General features: G+C 54.8%; 17 protein-coding genes. All 17 read right to left on the bottom strand.

Going from position 1 to position 18,297, the window contains the following annotated elements:
• Positions 1-7: 7 nt before the first annotated feature.
• Positions 8-787: an RNA polymerase sporulation sigma factor SigG gene (gene sigG, locus ACR1UW_RS07085; protein WP_044742639.1), complete on the bottom strand. Its 780-nt coding sequence runs from the start codon at positions 785-787 to the stop codon at positions 8-10.
• A gap of 121 nt (positions 788-908) precedes the next feature.
• Positions 909-1,628, bottom strand: a complete 720-nt coding sequence (gene sigE, locus ACR1UW_RS07080) for an RNA polymerase sporulation sigma factor SigE (protein WP_033011303.1) — start codon at positions 1,626-1,628, stop codon at positions 909-911.
• Positions 1,629-1,678: 50 nt separating this feature from the next.
• A complete protein-coding gene (gene spoIIGA / locus ACR1UW_RS07075) occupies positions 1,679-2,590 on the bottom strand; it encodes a sigma-E processing peptidase SpoIIGA (protein ID WP_498935071.1) in 912 nt (303 codons plus the stop codon).
• A gap of 211 nt (positions 2,591-2,801) precedes the next feature.
• Complete coding sequence (ftsZ, locus tag ACR1UW_RS07070; protein WP_033011308.1) at positions 2,802-3,935, bottom strand: cell division protein FtsZ; 1,134 nt, start codon at positions 3,933-3,935, stop codon at positions 2,802-2,804.
• Between the two features lie 27 nt (positions 3,936-3,962).
• A complete protein-coding gene (gene ftsA / locus ACR1UW_RS07065) occupies positions 3,963-5,231 on the bottom strand; it encodes a cell division protein FtsA (protein WP_498935069.1) in 1,269 nt (422 codons plus the stop codon).
• A 191-nt stretch (positions 5,232-5,422) separates the two neighbouring features.
• Entirely contained in the window at positions 5,423-5,785 is a 363-nt protein-coding gene (locus tag ACR1UW_RS07060) for a small basic family protein (RefSeq protein ID WP_033011310.1), read from the bottom strand.
• 1 nt (position 5,786) lies between these two features.
• Positions 5,787-6,503 (bottom strand): DUF881 domain-containing protein, encoded by a 717-nt coding sequence (locus tag ACR1UW_RS07055; protein ID WP_498935067.1) that lies wholly within the window; start codon positions 6,501-6,503, stop codon positions 5,787-5,789.
• Between the two features lie 28 nt (positions 6,504-6,531).
• Positions 6,532-7,236, bottom strand: coding sequence for a DUF881 domain-containing protein (locus ACR1UW_RS07050; protein WP_033011314.1), 705 nt, complete (start codon positions 7,234-7,236; stop codon positions 6,532-6,534).
• Positions 7,217-8,002: a cell division protein DivIB gene (gene divIB, locus ACR1UW_RS07045; protein ID WP_033011316.1), complete on the bottom strand. Its 786-nt coding sequence runs from the start codon at positions 8,000-8,002 to the stop codon at positions 7,217-7,219. Before divIB ends, ACR1UW_RS07050 begins: the two co-directional genes overlap by 20 nt.
• A gap of 208 nt (positions 8,003-8,210) precedes the next feature.
• Entirely contained in the window at positions 8,211-9,311 is a 1,101-nt protein-coding gene (gene spoVE, locus ACR1UW_RS07040; protein ID WP_171697961.1) for a stage V sporulation protein E, read from the bottom strand.
• A 52-nt stretch (positions 9,312-9,363) separates the two neighbouring features.
• Positions 9,364-10,719, bottom strand: a complete 1,356-nt coding sequence (murD, locus tag ACR1UW_RS07035; RefSeq protein WP_498935064.1) for a UDP-N-acetylmuramoyl-L-alanine--D-glutamate ligase — start codon at positions 10,717-10,719, stop codon at positions 9,364-9,366.
• Complete coding sequence (mraY, locus tag ACR1UW_RS07030) at positions 10,720-11,694, bottom strand: phospho-N-acetylmuramoyl-pentapeptide-transferase (protein WP_033011325.1); 975 nt, start codon at positions 11,692-11,694, stop codon at positions 10,720-10,722.
• Positions 11,679-12,140, bottom strand: coding sequence for a hypothetical protein (locus ACR1UW_RS07025; protein ID WP_498935062.1), 462 nt, complete (start codon positions 12,138-12,140; stop codon positions 11,679-11,681). The genes mraY and ACR1UW_RS07025 overlap by 16 nt, the downstream gene beginning before the upstream one ends.
• Complete coding sequence (locus ACR1UW_RS07020; RefSeq protein ID WP_033011329.1) at positions 12,137-13,606, bottom strand: UDP-N-acetylmuramoyl-L-alanyl-D-glutamate--2,6-diaminopimelate ligase; 1,470 nt, start codon at positions 13,604-13,606, stop codon at positions 12,137-12,139. The genes ACR1UW_RS07025 and ACR1UW_RS07020 overlap by 4 nt, the downstream gene beginning before the upstream one ends.
• Before the next feature lie 110 nt (positions 13,607-13,716).
• A complete protein-coding gene (locus ACR1UW_RS07015; RefSeq protein WP_498935060.1) occupies positions 13,717-15,651 on the bottom strand; it encodes a stage V sporulation protein D in 1,935 nt (644 codons plus the stop codon).
• A 72-nt stretch (positions 15,652-15,723) separates the two neighbouring features.
• Positions 15,724-17,919 carry a penicillin-binding protein gene (locus ACR1UW_RS07010; RefSeq protein ID WP_498935058.1) on the bottom strand — a complete coding sequence of 732 codons (2,196 nt, stop codon included), beginning with the start codon at positions 17,917-17,919 and terminating at the stop codon, positions 15,724-15,726.
• Between the two features lie 6 nt (positions 17,920-17,925).
• Entirely contained in the window at positions 17,926-18,282 is a 357-nt protein-coding gene (gene ftsL, locus ACR1UW_RS07005) for a cell division protein FtsL (RefSeq protein WP_033011332.1), read from the bottom strand.
• Positions 18,283-18,297 lie beyond the last annotated feature (15 nt).

Below are 18,297 nucleotides of genomic sequence, written 5' to 3'. Positions count from 1 at the left end.
CAGCCGTTCACACTTGGATGTTTTTATTCATTTGCCGGATCGCTGCCTTTTCAAGCCTGGACACTTGCGCCTGGGAAATGCCGATTTCCTCGGCGACTTCCATTTGCGTCTTTCCTTGGAAAAACCGTTTGCGGATAATCATTTTCTCTCGCTCATTCAACCGCCGCAGCCCTTCTTTTAAAGCGATTTCTTCGATCCATTGGCTGTCGCGGTTGCGCTCGTCGCTAAGCTGGTCCATCACATAAATCGGATCGCCGCCGTCGTTGTATATCGGTTCAAATAAGGAAACAGGGTCTTGAATGGCATCAAGGGCAAACACCACTTCCTCGTGGGCGACGCCGAGTTCCCGCGCAATATCTTCCGTCGACGGCTCTTTCGCCGTCTCGCTCATGAGCCGTTCCCGCACTTGCAGCGCTTTGTAAGCGATGTCGCGCAGCGAGCGCGAGACGCGAATTGGATTGTTATCGCGCAAGTAACGGCGGATTTCGCCAATGATCATCGGCACCGCATAAGTGGAAAATTTCACATTTTGGTTAAGGTCAAAATTATCAATCGATTTCATGAGTCCGATGCAGCCAACTTGAAATAAATCATCAACAAACTCGCCGCGGTTGTTAAAGCGTTGAATGACGCTTAACACGAGGCGTAAGTTTCCGTTTACCAATTTTTCCCTTGCTTCCAAATCCCCTTCATGCATCCGGCGAAACAGCTCCCGCATTTCCTCGTTGTTGAGGACGGGAAGCTTTGAAGTGTCGACGCCGCAAATTTCGACTTTGTTCCTCGTCAAGTTGTTCCCTCCCATCAGGAGATGCTAAGTCGTCAGTTTTCAGTATCTCCCTGGGAGGGAAAAATATGCACAGCCTGTCCGAGCGAAAAAAAAGCGGCGGAGCGTCCACTCCCGCCGCTTGCTACATCATTTTGTTGAACTCTTTGCGCAACCGTTTAATGATCCGCTTCTCGAGCCGCGATATGTACGATTGCGAAATGCCGAGCAAGTCAGCGACATCTTTTTGCGTTTTTTCCTCCCCTCCTGACAAACCAAAGCGCAATTCCATAATCTGCTTTTCACGGTCGCTCAGCTGGTGCAAGGCGTTTAGCAGCAGCCGCCGGTCGACGTCCGCCTCCAAATCCTTTGTAATGACGTCGTCTTCCGTTCCCAGCACATCGGACAGCAGCAGCTCATTGCCGTCCCAATCGATATTGAGCGGTTCGTCAAACGACACTTCCGCCCGCACTTTATTGTTGCGGCGCAAATACATTAAAATTTCGTTTTCAATGCAGCGTGATGCATAAGTCGCCAGCTTGATTTTTTTCTCCGGGTTAAACGTATTGACCGCTTTGATTAAGCCGATCGTTCCGATGCTGATCAAATCTTCGATGTGAATGCCGGTGTTTTCAAACTTGCGCGCAATGTAGACGACAAGCCGCAAATTGCGTTCAATGAGCAGCGACCGCGCCGTCTCATCACCGGTGGCCAGCCGTTCGATCAACTGCTCTTCCTCTTCTTTCGTCAACGGCGGCGGAAGCGCCTCGCTGCCGCCGATATAGTAAATTTCGTCGGCCTTCAACCCAAGTTTGGCCAGCAGCTTATACAGCCAATACATGAACCGAAGTTTCCATCTTTTCATCAAAATCCCCCTTCTAAACGGATAAAACGCGAGTATGATATAGTAACGACCTATGAAGCGGTCAGCTTTCTTCCCGCCTGCACCATTTTCGGGTGGATGATGCAATCGTATTCTCCGTCGGCTGAAAGCGGGTCTGCACTTAAGGCCATAAGCCCATGTTTCACCTCAAGCCACTCGTTTTCGTATGACAGCGCGATGCGGTCTAGTTTTACCGCCATCATCATTTGCGGGCCGCTGCCCACTGCGCGGTATGGAATGAGACGAAGACGATGGGCCCACTGTTCGGGCGGGTCGTCAACCGTCATGGCTGCCATATAGGTCATCAGCTCTTCGGGCAGCACGTCCTTCGCTTTTTCCCGGTCCACGATCATCACCGGCGTTTTGGACACTGGGTCAAACAGCTGGTTGCCGCTGTCGATGAGCCCTCTTAGGGCAAGGGGCCGGCCTTCCCAAACCGCAATGACATCCACAATATGTTCGAAGCGCAATTTTTTCTCGCGAATCTGTTCCACACGGCGGCGGGAAAAAAGCCACAACACCGGAAACCCGACGAGGACAAACAGCCAGCTCACCGGGTCGCCCGCCCCGGGGGGATGCATCATCAATAATCCGTTCTGCACGGACAGTTGCTCGGCGAAAAAATAATGAACCGCCAGCATGCCGCCCCCGACAGCGAACGTGGCAAAGTAAAACGCCAGCATGTTCTCGATCATATAGCGCGGCCGCTTAAAGCCAAAAGCGGCGAGCACAATCAAGATCGAGGCGGCCATTTTGGCAAGCGGGTGCTGGGCGATGGCGGACAACGGGGTGAACAGCAGCACCACAAGCAGCGACCCGATCAACGCTCCGGCCAACAGCCGCCACCAGACGATCGGGCGCTTAAGCATGAGCGCTGTCAGCCAAAGAAGCATTGCATCAAAACAGACGTTCAAAAGCCAAATGACATCAAGATACACAACCAACCGGCAAGCCCCTCCCCCGCCCCATCGGCTTTTGTCTGAAACAAGTATATAGCATATCCCGTTGGAAAGTCTGTCAATCGGTGGTGGTGAAAAACAGAATGTTTTGTCAAAGCGAGGGGAAACGTGCGAACGAGGAAAACCGCCCTTTGAAGCGCGGGGCGAGGGCAAAAAAAGAAGGCATGAACACGGCTTGTTCATGCCCGATAGCTCCTCAACGGCGACGGTTGCGGTTACGCAAGAACGCCGGAATATCGAGCGGGTCTTCCGCCTGCCCGGACCGGAGCGCCGCATAATCTTGCGCCGGTTCTTCGCGCTTTTCCCGCTTCGGCGCCGGCGTCACTTTCGGCGCCGTCCCGATGCCGGCGCGCGGCGGCCGCGGCTGCGAAGCAACGTTTTCGTTAAACCCGGTCGCGATGACAGTGACGACAATTTCGTCTTTTAAGTCTTCGTTGATGACCGAGCCGAAAATCATGTTCACTTCTTGATCGGCCGCCGAAGCGACGATGTCGGCGGCCTCCTGCACTTCGTACAAACTTAAGTTCATGCCGCCGGTGATGTTCATGAGCACGCCTTGCGCCCCGTCGATCGACGTCTCCAACAGCGGGCTGGAAATGGCTTTTTTGGCTGCCTCCGCCGCTCGGTTTTCGCCGCTGGCAATCCCGATGCCCATCAGCGCCGAGCCTTTGTTGGACATGATCGTTTTCACATCGGCGAAGTCAAGGTTGATCAACCCCGGCACAGCGATCAAATCGGAAATGCCTTGCACCCCTTGACGCAGCACATTGTCCGCTTCGCGGAACGCCTCAAGCATCGGCGTATTTTTGTCAACAATCTCAAGCAACCGGTCGTTCGGAATGACGATGAGCGTATCGACCGCCTCTTTCATGGCGGCGATGCCGCTTGCGGCCTGCGTCGCCCGCTTCCGCCCTTCAAACGTAAACGGGCGCGTGACGACACCGACCGTGAGCGCTCCTAATTCGCGGGCGATTTGGGCGATGACGGGCGCCGCCCCAGTTCCCGTGCCGCCGCCCATGCCAGCGGTGACAAACACCATATCGGCGCCGCGAAGCGCTTCTTCAATTTGCTCTTTGCTCTCCTCAGCTGCTTTTTTTCCAACTTCTGGGTTCGCTCCCGCACCCAAGCCGCGTGTCAGCTTCGCCCCGATTTGCAGTTTCGTCGGCGCCTTCGACAAATTGAGCGCCTGTGCATCGGTATTGACGGCAATAAATTCAACGCCTTGCACTCCGTGTTCAATCATCCGATTGACGGCGTTGTTGCCGCCGCCCCCGACCCCAATCACCTTGATCGTTGCCAACTGATCGACTGTTGTCTCAAACTCCAACATGGCCAAATCCTCCTAAAATTTCAATCTCTATTCAAAGAAAGAACCGAAAAATTTCTTGACCTTCTTCCCGAAATGGTCTTCTTTCTTTTTCGGTTTCGATGGTTGTTTTGGCGCCGGGCGCTCGGCCGGCTCCGCCGCGGCCGCCGCCGGGACGGTTTTCCCTTGCAGCTGCGCCTGCCGGTAGGCGAACTTGAGCAGGCCGACGCCGATCGTGTATTGCGGGTCGCGCACGCCGATGTAATCCGGCATGGCAACACGGACGCTCGTCCCTAGGACGACGTGAGCCAACTCCAACACTCCCGGCATATTCGCCACGCCGCCGGTCAGCACATAGCCGCCCGGAAGGTCGCGAAAGCCAAGCCGGCGCACTTCATGTTGAACCATTTGCAAAATTTCCTCCATCCTCGCCTCAATAATATCGGCGATCTCAAGCTGGCTGAACTGCTGGTGTTGATCGCTGCCCATGACCGGCACGCTGAACACTTCTTCGTCCGAAGCGTAGTCGTAAAACGCATACCCGTGCTTCAATTTGATTTTTTCCGCATCCTCCGTTGTTGTCCGCAGCCCGATGGCCAAATCTTTTGTAATATGCTCCCCGCCGACCGGCAGTGAAGAGACAGCTTGCAACGCCCCTTGCTCAAAGACAGCGACCGTTGTCGAACCGCCGCCCAGATCGACGAGCGCGGCACCCAAGTGCCGCTCATCGTCGGATAATGCCAGTGAACCGGCCGCTAACGGCTGGAGGCAAATGTCGCTGATTTCCAAACCGGCGCGTTCCACACAGCGAAGGAGATTATGTAAAATCGTCTTCGCTCCGGTCACCATCGTCCCTTCCATCTCCAAGCGGACGCCGATCATGCCGCGTGGGTCGTGGATGCCGTCTAAGCCGTCGACGATAAACTGGCGCGGAACGACGCTGATAATTTCCCGGTCCGGCGGGATGGAAACGACTTGCGCCGCATCGATGACGCGGGCAATGTCTTCATCGCTGATTTCGCGGTTTTCGCTGGCAACCGCAACGATGCCATGGCAGTCATGCAGCTGAATATGGCTTCCCGCCACCCCGACAATCACGCGGCGGATCGAAAGGCCGACCATCCGTTCCGCTTGTTCGACCGCGCGCTTGATCGATTGCACCGTTTTATCTATATCAACAATCGCGCCTTTTTTGAGCCCTTCTGATTTCACATTGCCGATTCCGATAATGTTAATCGAGCTGCCCAACATTTCCCCGATGATGACTTTGACGCTCGATGTTCCGACATCCAGGCTAACGACGATCTCATTGCTGCTCATCTTTTGGCATCTGCCTACTAAAAACGCGCCGATGTCAGCCGGCGTTTCAGTAAGCAGCGACACCTCCTTTTTCGGCTGAAATTTCCCTGTCCATCTCTTCGTCTATATCCAGCTCGCGATTTTCGCAAGAACATCGCATTTTGTTTTACTCCATATAATTCAACACAGGAAGACACTTTCCTGTCTTCCGCTTAACTTTTTTCGCGATTTTCCCGCCGCTCCGCCCATTCGGCAAGCCAAAGGCGACGGATGATGGCAATGTTTTGAAACAGGCGGACGCCAAACGCGAAGACGGCCGCCAAATACAAGTCTACACCAAGATGCACCCCAAGAAAAGTCAAAGTTGTGGCAAGGATGATATTGAAAAAAAATCCGGTTATAAATACTGTTTCGTCGTACGTTCCTTGTAAATGGGCGCGCCATCCCCCTATTAATGTATCAAAGGCGGCCAAAATGGCAATCGACAAATAACTGGAATACTGATCGGGAACTTCCCAGCCGGCCAGGACGCCGACGGCAAACCCGAGCAACAATCCGAGAAGCGGAAGCCACATGCTATTTCTCCTCCTTGCCGGCGCTCGCCGTCTCCATGTATTTTACCTCCAGCCGCTCGGTTGACGGCGGAATGGCGATCATCGGTTTCGGCTTGGAAATCGAAAGCTCCAAGTTTTCGACGATGAAATCATCCCGAATCGGCGAAACCGTCAACCCGCTATACAGCTTGTCCGCATCGTCCGCGATCGCCTTCACCTCAACCGGCAGCTGAAGCGGCCGGCGATCGACTTTCGTCACCCCGTTGACATCGCGAATCGCCGTCCGGTTCGTCAGCCGCTCGCCGCTAATGGCGATTTCCTTTGCTCCATATTTGTTCAATTCATTTACCAACCGCTGCAGCAGCTCCGGCGACACCGTTTGGGCGACCGGACCGACGTAGCCGCCCGCCGCAAACGGCGCGATCGTCAGCACCACGCCGCGCCCTTTCACCTCGGTCAGTCCGGCTTCTTCCCTAAGCTCGGCGACCGTCTCCTCGAGCGCCGCCTCACCGTCTTCCTGCTCCTCGCGCCGGTAATGGCGCAATTTCGCCTCGTAGCGTTCCAGCTCCTCAAGCAGCTGCTGTTCAAGCTTCTGCTCCTTTGTCAAATCGGCGCGCAGTTCCCAAATGTCGCGCGTATCGCGCTCTTCCGAAGGCAGCGTCGTCCGCATCCCGACGGCCAGCATCAATCCGAACACGCCGGCAATCCCGGCAAAATACAGCTGTCTTTTTCGCTCCAATGCGCTTCACCGCTCCTTCCTGCCCATTTTACGGTCTGGGCGCGAATACCGGATCGAGCGTAATCGCCTCTTGTTTTTCCACTTTTACATCGATATGGTCTTGAACAAGCTCGTCGACGACGCCGCCTGGCAGGACGAGCGCAGACGACAGCACATCTGGGTCGCCGATCGCCGAAATGACAAACGGAGCGGCATGTTGCGTCCCGTCAACCTCAATGACCGGACCGTTGCACACAATGTAGGAGCGATGGGAAATGCGCTGCCCGTTAATGGCGACCGCTTCAGCGCCGGAAATAAGCAGCTCGTGAACGACTTTCCATACGTGCTGTTCGTGAACGATATAATCAGTAGCACTTGCTTCAGAGGGGATGTAAGAGGAGTCGGAAAGCGTGACTGCTACACCCTTTCCTTTCACCCTCGCCTTTCCAACATACATGCGCAGCTGTTCTGCTTCTTTCGCCAGCCCGGCTTCGTTCGTCTGCCGGTCGGCCAGTTTTTTTTCCCAAGCGGCCAGTTCGTCTTGCTTTTCGACAAGCTGTTGCTTTAACGACCGGTTTTCCTTTTGCAAAGCGATCAGCGCCGAGCGAAACTCGTATTCCCTTTTCCACTCGCTGTCGCTCCATTCGCGGCGGGATGGATCGTTTTTGGCATGTTGGTAGGAAAACCCGAGCATGGCGCCGAATAAAAAGCAAATAAAAGTAAGGAGGATGCGGCTATGGGCTTGTTGTCTCATCGTCGTCCTCCTTTTTCGGCGGCTCGTACGGGACAAAGTAGCTGCCGACTTCGAGGTGAATGACCCCTTTGACATTTCGGTCAAGCTCGGCGACAATCGCCGGATAATGCGACAGCTTGTCCGCAAAACGATGAATCGTCGCACTTACCTCATACCCGTCGTTCATGTAGACGATGACGCGGTCTTCATACTCGCTGTTCGGCTTGTAGTGAATTTCCGACATGGCGCCAAGCACCGGCGCCGGCAGTTCCGCCAGCTGTCCAGTCATCTCGGCGATGGCGTCGCCGTTTTTCCAACCGACGAGCACAGGCGCATCGCTCGGGGCTGTTTTCACCGCTTCTTGCTTTAACAGCCGTCCGTTCTCAAGCAGCGGGAAAAATGTTTGCCGGTCGTAGACATAAGCGACCCGCCGCCATTCGTGGACGCGGATGACAATCGTGTTCGGCAGCCTCTTTTCCACGGTTGCCTCTTTAATTTCCGGATGGCGGGCGATCCTCGTTGCCACACTTTGTTCGTTCACTTTCCAAAAGCTTGTCCGCTTCGTAATGCCGCTCAAGCTGATGATGCGCTCCGCCGGCAAATGGCGGTTTCCGCTCACCTCCACATGCCTGACGGCGCTTAACGGCGATTGGAAGTAAAGAACGCACAAAATAAACAGAAAAAAGAAGGACAAATACAAAATCAGCCGACGGTTCGCTTTTTGGCGGCGACGCTCTTTCAGTTTTGGGACGCGGTCTTCAAGAACAACAACCTTTCCCTTTTCCATTGCCTTCCCCGCTTTCCTGCCCGCGGGCAGCTCCATGGCTGCGCTCGAATAAAAACAAACGGCATCCGCTGCCGTTTTCTTGTTCTTTGCATTTGTTTTCATTATATCACAAATAGATCGCGAGAGAGACCGTTTTTTATAACATTTGCCGGCACTGTTCGACGGCAAGCCGCCCGAACAAACAAAAACAGCGGACGCCGCCGCCTGCCTAATAGCGGGCGTGTCTGCTAATATTGAGCAGCACGCCGATCGCCATCAGCATCAATGTCAACGACGATCCGCCGTAGCTCAAAAACGGGAGAGTAATGCCGGTGACGGGCATCAGCCCGGTGACAACGCCGATGTTGATCATCACTTGGATGGCAATCATCGAAATGATGCCAAGCGCCAAAAAGCTGCCGTACAAATCGGGGGCGCCAAGGGCGATGCGCACGCCGCGCCAAAGAAGAAGGCTGAATAAAAGAAGGACGAGCGATCCGCCAATAAAACCGAGCTCCTCGGCCAAAATGGCGAAAATAAAATCAGTTTGCGGCTCCGGCAAATAAAAAAACTTTTGCCGGCTTTGCCCGAGCCCCAGGCCAAACAGCCCGCCCGGACCGATGGCGTACAGCGACTGGATGATTTGAAATCCGCTCCCCAACGGGTCTTCCCACGGATTCAAAAACGATGTAATCCGCTTGATTCGATACGGCGCCGATAAAACGAGGGCGGCAAACCCGGCAAGCCCCAACACCCCAAGGCCCACAAAATGGCTGAGGCGGGCGCCGGCGACAAAAATCATCGCCACACATGTGCCGACCATCACGGTGCCCGTCCCTAAGTCCGGCTGCAGCATAATCATGCCGAACGCCGCAAACACGAGCGCCAGCGCCGGCAGCAATCCTTGTTTAAACGATGTAATCTTCTTTTGGTTTTCGGATAAATATTTGGCCAAAAACGCGATCATCGCCAGCTTCATAAATTCGGACGGCTGGATGGAAAACGCCCCGACGCCGATCCAGCTGCGCGACCCATTGCGCACCATGCCGACGCCCGGGATCAACACGAGTACAAGCAGCCCGAAACAAACGATGAGCAACACTTTCGACCAGTCGCGCCACGTCCAATAATCGATGTTCATCACAAAAAACATGGCGATAATGCCGACGATGGCAAACAACAGCTGGCGCTTGGCAAAGAAAAACGAATCGTGAAACTTGTATTCCGCCCAAATGGCGCTCGCGCTGTACACCATAATAAGCCCGATGGCCAAGAGCGAAAACGTTAAAAGAATCAACAAAAAATCCGGCGCAGACCTTTTCCGCGGCAATGCCCAACACCTCTATTTTGTAAACTAGAAGGAAAGGGCTGTCCCTTTCCCTCTATTTCAACTTATGCACGGCGTCGATAAAAATGTCCCCTCTCTCCTCGAAAGTTTTGTATTGATCCCAGCTGGCGCAGGCCGGAGAGAGCAAAATAACATCGCCCGGCTCGGAAAGCCGGAAGGCAACCGGGACAGCTTTTTCCACATTATCGACATATTCGATCGTTTCTATTCCCGCCTCCCGGGCGATGCGCCCGATTTTCTCCGCCGTTTGCCCGAACAATACCGCCGCTTTCACCTGCCGCAAGTACGGAAGAAGCTCGTCAAACTCATTGCCGCGGTCAAGCCCGCCGGCCAACAAAATCACCGGTTCGCCGGCGAACGCCGAAAGCGCCTTTTGCGTCGCCAAAATGTTCGTCGCCTTCGAGTCGTTGTAAAACCGCCGGCCGTCGACTTCGGCTACATATTGAAGCCGATGTTTTACGCCGGCAAACGTCATCAACACTTGAACGATCGCCTCGTTGCTGGCGCCGGCCAGCTTGGCAGCCGCCACCGCCGCCAAAATGTTTTCGACGTTGTGCTGGCCGGGGAGGACAATGTCTGCTGTCTTGATGATCGGCTCTCCGTTCCAGCAAACGGCGCCATTGTCGACGTACGCCCCTTCACCGAGCGGCTTCGTCGCCGAAAACAGCACCTTTTGCGATCGAATCGAGGCGGCGATGTCCATCACGGTCTGGTCATCCGCGTTGACGACCGCATAATCTTGTTCTGTTTGGTTGCGGAAAATATTCGCCTTCGCCGCCGCGTATGCTTCTCTTGTGCCATGGTAGTCCAAATGGGCATCAAAAATGTTAAGCAAGACGGCGATCGTAGGACGGAATTGATCAATGCCGGCAAGCTGGAACGAAGACAGTTCGGTGACGAGCCATTGGCCCGGCTTCGCTTCCTTGGCCACCTCGCAGGCGACTAAGCCGATATTGCCGGCAAGCAACGGGTCTTGGCCATCCGCCTTTAACATTTCATAAATCAATGTCGTTGTCGTCGTTTTCCCGTTCGATCCGGTAATGCCGATAAACGGCGCTTCGGAAATGTGATAAGCCAGCTCCACCTCGGTCACGACCGGAAGCCCTTTTTCAAGCGCTTTTTTCACTAACGGATTCGTATACGGGATGCCCGGATTTTTCACGACGAGGTCAAACGGCTCATCGAGCAGTTCGAGCGGATGGCCGCCGCAAACGACGCGGACGCCGAGCTCTTCAAGCTGCTTCGCCTCCGCGTTTTCCGCCAACGGTTTTTGATCGTTGGCGACGACTTCCGCCCCTAATTCAACGAGCAGGCGGGCCGCTGCCGCCCCGCTTTTCGCCAATCCAATCACAAGCACACGACGATGTTGATAGAAAAGAGTCGGTTTCAATTACATCCACACCTCGATATAAATTCCTAGCATGGCAAACAACAGGCCGACGGCCCAAAACGTCACGACAACGCGCCATTCCGACCAACCGACGAGCTCATAATGATGATGGAGCGGGCTCATGCGGAAAACACGCCTGCCGGTCGTTTTGAACGAGGCGACTTGAATGATGACAGACAGCGTTTCAATGACAAAGACGCCGCCAATAATGATCAGCAGCAGCTCGAGTTTCGTTAAGACAGCGACCGCAGCGATCGCCCCGCCAAGCGCGAGCGATCCGGTATCCCCCATAAATACTTTTGCCGGATGGGCATTAAACACTAAAAAGCCGAGCACAGCGCCGACAACGGCGACGCAAAACACCGCCACATCGTACTGACCTTGATTCCAAGCCAACACGGCATACGCGCCAAAGGCGATCGCCGCCGTGCCGGCCAAAAGCCCATCGAGCCCGTCGGTCAAGTTGACAGCGTTGGAGCCGCCGACAAGCATGAGCAAAAGCAGCACCCCATAAGCCCAGCCAAGGTCAAACGACCAGCCGGTCCCGGGGATATGTACTTCCGTCGAAAAGCCGCTTTGCCGGTAGACAAAAAAGAAAACAACGGCAATGATGAGCTGGCCGATAAATTTTTGCCGGCTCGTCAACCCCAGGTTCCGCTTCATCACCACTTTGATCATATCGTCCAAAAAGCCGAGCACCCCGTAGCCAACCGTAACAAGCAGCAATAAATATGTTTCCACCGACAGGACGGCCAATCTCGATGTCATCCATAACGTTGTCGCCACGATCGAAAGCAAAATCATAATGCCGCCCATTGTCGGGGTGCCCGATTTTTTTTGATGCGACTTCGGCCCTTCCTCGCGAATGCTTTGCCCAAATTTTAACCGCCGCAAAAACGGGATGAACAGCGGCGACAAAATGACGGTGACCAAAAAGGAAACAGCCATCGCAATGACAATTATTTGTTCTGGCATGAATCGTCACATCCTTTTGCCTGCCGCGCGTCCAGCCACCGTTTCTGCAACTCGGCGAGCCGGAGGGGGATTGCTTCATCAGCCGGGACATACTCCCCGCCTTCTTCCGGGAACGAAAACGAAAATTCCGTTCCCCGGCCGCCTTCCCGCAAATACCGCTCAAGCAGCGCGGCGGCCGCCGCAAGCGGCGACGGGACGAAAAAGAGCGGAAACTGATTAGGAATGTAGCGCGGCAACGGCTCTCCGATCGGCCAAAACGAAGCGATCGCCCCGTGCTCGATGGCCGTTTTCAGCGTTTCCGCCGCATCTTCAAGCGGCACGAACAGCCCTTTTTTCACCTGTTTGGCCGGATTGACAAACACCGCGTGAAAACGAATCGTTTCGTCCACAATGCCGCGCGCTTCGTTCGCAATTTTCTGCACCATTCCGTACGTAACCATCGTCATGTTCTCTCCCTCACCGCCGCTCGGGCGACAGCGCGATCGTCAAACTCAATCACATTGCCGCCGATGATTTGGTACGTTTCATGCCCCTTACCGGCAATCAACACAACATCTCCTTCTTGCGCTTGCCGGATGGCGTAGCGGATCGCCTCTTCCCGGTCAGGAATCGTCACGTACCTTCCATCTTGATCACTTACCCCCGCTTCCATATCCCGCAAAATTTGCTGCGGGTCTTCCGAGCGCGGATTGTCGGAGGTGAACACGGCGACATCCGCGTGGCGCACCGCCACCTGCGCCATAAGCGGCCGCTTCGTCCGGTCGCGGTCGCCGCCGCAGCCAATGACGACATAGACGTTCCGCTTCGCAAATTGGCGCACCGTTTTCAGCGCGTTTTCCAAACTGTCCGGCGTATGGGCATAATCTACAATGATAGTAAAATTTTGCCCTTCATCGACCGTTTCAAACCGCCCGGACACCGGCTCGACATCCCTTAAAGCCGCCGCAATCGTTTCAAGCGAAAACCCGGAGGCAAGGCAGGCAGCGGCCGCCGCAAGCATGTTATAGACGTTGAACAAGCCGACGAGCTTCGTTTCCACCACTGCCGATCCGTGCGGCGTGCACAGCCGAAAGGCCATGCCGGACGGGGTCATGGCAATCTCTTCCGCCATCACATCGCTCTTCGTGCGAATACCGTAAGTGATGATTGGTGCTGCTGTCATATGTTTATAATATTGCGAAACAGGATCATCATGATTCAAAACGGCAAATTTCGGCCGCCGCTCGTCGTAGCGGTTGCCGAGCTGGGCAAACAACAGCCCTTTGGCGTTCCGATACTCGTCCATCGTTCCGTGATAGTCAAGATGATCTTGCGTCAAGTTCGTAAACACGGCCACATCGTAATCGCAGCCATGCACCCGTCCTTGGTGAAGGGCATGCGACGACACTTCCATGGCCGCAAACTCCACGCCCTCGTCGATCATCTGTTTAAACGTGCGTTGCAAGACGAGCGACTCCGGCGTCGTATTCGCCGCCGGGTAAGAACGGGCGCCGATTTTGATCCCGACCGTGCCGATCAGCCCCGTTTTTTTGCCGGCCTTTCTCGCGATCTGGTCAATGATATGAGTCGTCGTCGTTTTTCCGTTTGTGCCCGTCACGCCAATTAAATGAAGTCGATGGGTCGGGTGCCCGTAAAACGCATCAGCCAAAATCGCCATCGCCCGCCGGCTGTCCGGCACAAGGACAAGCGGCGCGTCCACCGCGAGCGGACGCTCAGCCACGACCGCCGCTGCTCCGCGCGCCACCGCTTGTTCCGCAAAGTCATGCCCGTCCACCGTAAATCCTTTAAGGCAAAAAAACAGCGAACCGGGCGTGACATGGCGCGAATCCATTTCGAGCGCGACAATATCCGGATTGCCCCCGCGATGCACCCAAAAACCGGGCAAGCGCGACAGCAACGTTTGCAATTTCATCCTTAGTCATCCCTTTCGCTTATAAATAGCTCGCCCTATGAGCGGACAGCGGAAAAAGGGGCGCAACCAACCCGATGAGTCATCGCATCGGCCGCCCCTTGCAAGATCGTTTACCGCTCCTCTGCCGCTTCGCGTTTCGCCAAATAAATGCGAATCGTCGAGCCTTCTTTTACTTTCACCCCGGGCTCCGGCGATTGTTCGACAATGACATCGCCCTCGCCACTAACATCTAATTTTAAGTCAAAAAACTGTTCTTGCAAATCTTTTTTTGTCAGTCCGATCAAATTCGGCACCTCAATGACTCTCGGCTCATCCCAGCCCCGTTCCTTCTCAAGTTGGTCTTTGCGCGGCTTCACGCCCATCACCCGCAGGCTGTCTTCTATGACCTTGCCAACGATCGGCGCCGCAACCGTGCCGCCGAATTGGACCGTGCCTTTCGGATTGTCAACAGCGACGTACACGACGAGCTGCGGGTCGTCCGCCGGCGCAAAACCGATGAACGACACGATATGGTTGTTTTGCAAATAGCGGCCGCCTTGCGCTTTTTGCGCCGTTCCGGTTTTCCCGCCGACGCGGTAGCCTTCGACATACGCCTTTTTCCCTGTGCCTTGGGCGACAACGCTCTCAAGCGCATAGCGGACTTGTTTCGACGTTTCCTCGGAAATGACGCGCCGTTTCGCCTTTGGTGTATTGCGGCGTACGACTTCCCCTGTTTCCGGGTCGATCCATTCTTTGGCGATGTACGGGGTGTATAGAGTGCCGCCGTTGATCGCGGCCGATACGGCGGCGACTTGCTGGATCGGCGTCACCGACACCCCTTGGCCGAACGCGGTCGTCGCCAATTCGACCGGCCCGACCCGCTTTAAGTCAAACAAAATGCCAGTCCCTTCCCCTTGCAGGTCAATGCCGGTTTTCTCACCGAAGCCAAACTGCTTAATATAACGAAACAGCGTTTCCTTTCCGAGCCGCTCCCCCAAAGCGACAAATCCCGGGTTGCACGAGTTTTGTACGACTTCCAAAAACGTTTGCTCCCCATGGCCGCCCTTTTTCCAGCAGCGGAGCGTAGCGCCGGCCACTTTAGCGTAGCCCGGATCAAAGAAGTGATCTTTAAGGAGGTTGACTTTATGCTCCTCAAGCGCTGCAGCCAACGTAATGATTTTAAACGTCGACCCCGGTTCATACGTGCTCCAAATCGGCAAATTGCGGTTGTAAATTTCCGGAGGGACGCTGCGGTAATCGGCCGGGTCAAACGTCGGCCGGCTCGCCATCGCCAAAATTTCCCCCGTATTCGGGTTCATGGCAATGGCGATGATGCCGTCTGGATTGTATTTCGCCTCAGCAATATCGAGCTCCCGCTCTATGATCGTCTGAATGCGTGAGTCAATCGTGAGCACCAAGTTCAAGCCGTCGGTCGGCGGCGTATAGTCATCCGCCATATCGGGCATGCGCCGCCCTTTTGCATCGGAGTAAAACTGCACCGAACCGCGTTCTCCGCTCAGTTCTTTGTCATAATACAGTTCAAGCCCTGTGAGCCCTTGGTTGTCAATGCCAGTAAAACCAAGCACATGCGATAAGTAGCTGCCAAACGGATAGTAGCGCTTCGTGTCTTCAGCAATGTACACCCCGTCCAAATCGAGCGCGCGCACGTCCGCCGCTTTCTCGTCGGAAATTTTCCGCCCTTCTTTCAAGCGGACGATCGAGGTGTTTTTTGTCATTTGTTTATAAACGGATTCGACCGAAGCGCCCAAAACCGCCGCCAGCTTTTCTGCCGCTTCCGCCGGATTTTTCACTTGCCGCGGGATGACATACACCGTCGGCGCGCTCATATTCGTCGCCAGCGGGACGCCGTTGCGGTCCAAAATTTCGCCGCGCTTCGGCTCAAATGGGATGTTCCGACCCCACAGCCCTTTCGCCCGTTCCGCTAATAGATCGCCGAGCCAAAATTGGACATAGCCGAGACGGAGATCGATAATGGCAAAAACCAAAACGCCGATCAAAAAGACGATCGTCAACCGTTTGCGCACGGTCACGTACGATACGCGCATATGGCGGAACCTCCTTCATGATGGGCTCGTTCCACTATATGCTTGTACGCCCCGTTATAGAACGGCAAAAAATCACTCGTGAGGCCCGGCCTCTTTCCGTTCAGCCGCCTCTTGTTCTTTCTTTGCCGCCGTTTCTTCCCACTGGCGCGGCGGAGCCAGTTCGAGGATCAAATAATCCCCTTGCCGCACTCGCGCTCCCGGGCGGATGTTTTGGCTGACGACATAGCCGGTTCCTTTCGTGCTTGGCCGCAGACCGAGTATATGAGCCACTTTCATGGCGTCCCGCAGCGAAAACCCGCGCAAGTCCGGCATCGTCGCCGCTCCATCCGTTTTCAACACGACCCGCTCGCCGGGAAGAAGACGATCTCCGCCACGCGGAAGCTGCCGCTCAACGTACCGGCCGGTGCCGATGACGACCGGCACATAGCCGTTTTTCTTCAACTGCTCCGCCGCCGTGACGGCCGCCTCGCCGACCAGCGAATCGAGCGCGCGTTGCGCCGCTAGTTTCGTTTCCACCGATTTTTCTTTGCTCGGTTCAATATGCAAATATTGCAGGCTGCTTTTCATCACCGTTGTAAAAATTTGCGAAACAGGCGCCGCTCCGGTTTCCGTCACATCCAACCGCGGCTGCTGAACAGCTACATACATGAGAAGGCGCGGATCATCCGCCGGCGCCATGCCTAAAAACGAGAAAATATAATTTTCCCGTCCGGTCAAATAGCCGCCGGAAGCGGATGGAATTTGCGCCGTCCCCGTTTTGCCGGCGACGCGGTAGCCGTCAATTTGGTACGGGCGGCCGGTGCCGTGCTCTGAGGTGACAACCGTTTCCAAAATTCCCCTCACCTTCCGCGCCGTTTCAGCCGTAATCGGTTCACCGACGACAGTCGGCTCGTGGTCGAGAACGACTTTGCCGCTGTCTGGATCGACCACCTTTTCAATGACGTACGGCTTCATCATTTTTCCGTCGTTGGCGATCGCTGTCGCCGCCTGGATTTGCTGAATCGGGGTCACTGACGTCCCTTGCCCGAACCCGGTCGTAATCCGTTCGATCGGATAACGGTAACGAATTTGTCCTGTCGCCTCATTCGGCAAATCAATGCCCGTTTTCTGATCGAAATGGAAACGATGCAAATACTGCAAAAACCGGTCTTCCCCGAGCTTTTCTTTCACCAAAATGGAAAAAGCGACGTTCGAAGAGCGCTGCACCCCTTCATTGAACGTAATCGTCCCCCAACCGACATCGTTATGGTCGCGGATGGTGTTCGGCCCGACTTTGTATGAGCCGGAACGGTACGTTTCATTGCCGTTGTACACTCCTTCATTAATGGCGGCAGCAAGCGTAAACACCTTCATCGTCGACCCCGGCTCATACGGGTAGGAAATAGCGTCATTTAAAAAGTTCGCAATATCGCGTTTGTTCGGGTCAAAACTCGGGCGAGTCGCCATCGCTAAAATTTTTCCTGTTTTCGGATCAGCCACGATGGCGATGATCTTTTTCGGCTTGTACTGCTTTTCTACGCCGTTCATGGCGTCTTCCAAAAACGTCTGGATTTTCGCGTCAATCGTTAAATACACGTTCGCGCCGTTGTCCGGCTTTGCAATCGTGCGCTCTCTCGCCTCCGGCAGACGGAACCCCTTCACATCGCTGGCAAACGACACATAGCCGTCTTTGTCGCGCAAATAACGGTCAAACGATTTTTCTACTCCCATTTTGCCGACCGTTTCGTTTTTCGCATTTTTTTGCGCGTAGCCGATGACGTGCGAGGCGAACACGCCATTCGGGTAAAACCGGGCAGTGTCGCGGGTAAAGATGATGCCCGGCAAATGGAGCGCTTCAATTTTCCGCTTCAGCTCGAAGCTGATATTGCGGCCATAGGAGCCGAACTCGACTTGTTTCGCCTTTTTGGTCAAAATGCGCTCCATTTGCTCGACGTCCATGCCAAGCAGCGGAGCGAGCTTTTCCGCTGTTTCCTCTGGATCGGCGACACGGCGCGGATCATCCGGGTCCACAATCGCGGCGACTGTATACGACGGCACGTCTTGGGCTAAAATGGCGCCGTTGCGGTCAAAAATCGTCCCGCGTTTCGCTTCAATCGTGCGCGTCTGCTTATGCTGCTGCTGCGCGATCTCTGCCAGCGCTTCGCCTTCCGCTTTTCCCGTCCACTGCACTTGCACAAAGCGGGCAAACAAAAGAAAAAAGGCAAAGCTGAACACGCAAAACAAAATAAACGCCCCGCGATGGGTGTTGCGATGCTTTTTTGCCTCCATCGCCCATCAGTCCTGTACGACTTTGACGTGGTTTTCGTTGAGCGACAAACCGAGCTCTTTCGCCTTTTGCAAAATGCGCTCGTACGCGCTCAGCCGCTGCACTTCGACGTACAAGTCATTATTTTCTTTCTTTTGTTCATCAATGGCCGATTCCAACTTTTGGACATCTTTATTAAGCTCATAAATTTGCACTTGGGTTGAGACGGTATGGACCGCCGCGTAAAAGACAAACAGCAAAAACGAAACGATCAACAGCTTCTCAGCCAGCGTCAGCCGAAGGCGCCGTTTTCGCTGCGGCTTCTGGCTCGGCGGCGCGGCCGGATGCTTTTGTTCGCGTGCTACTTTGACTGCCAAATGGTTCACAGCGTTTCCCTCCTG

The organism is Geobacillus lituanicus (assembly GCF_050994965.1).
Lineage (GTDB): Bacteria > Bacillota > Bacilli > Bacillales > Anoxybacillaceae > Geobacillus > Geobacillus stearothermophilus.
This window is presented reverse-complemented; position numbering and strand designations above follow the sequence as displayed.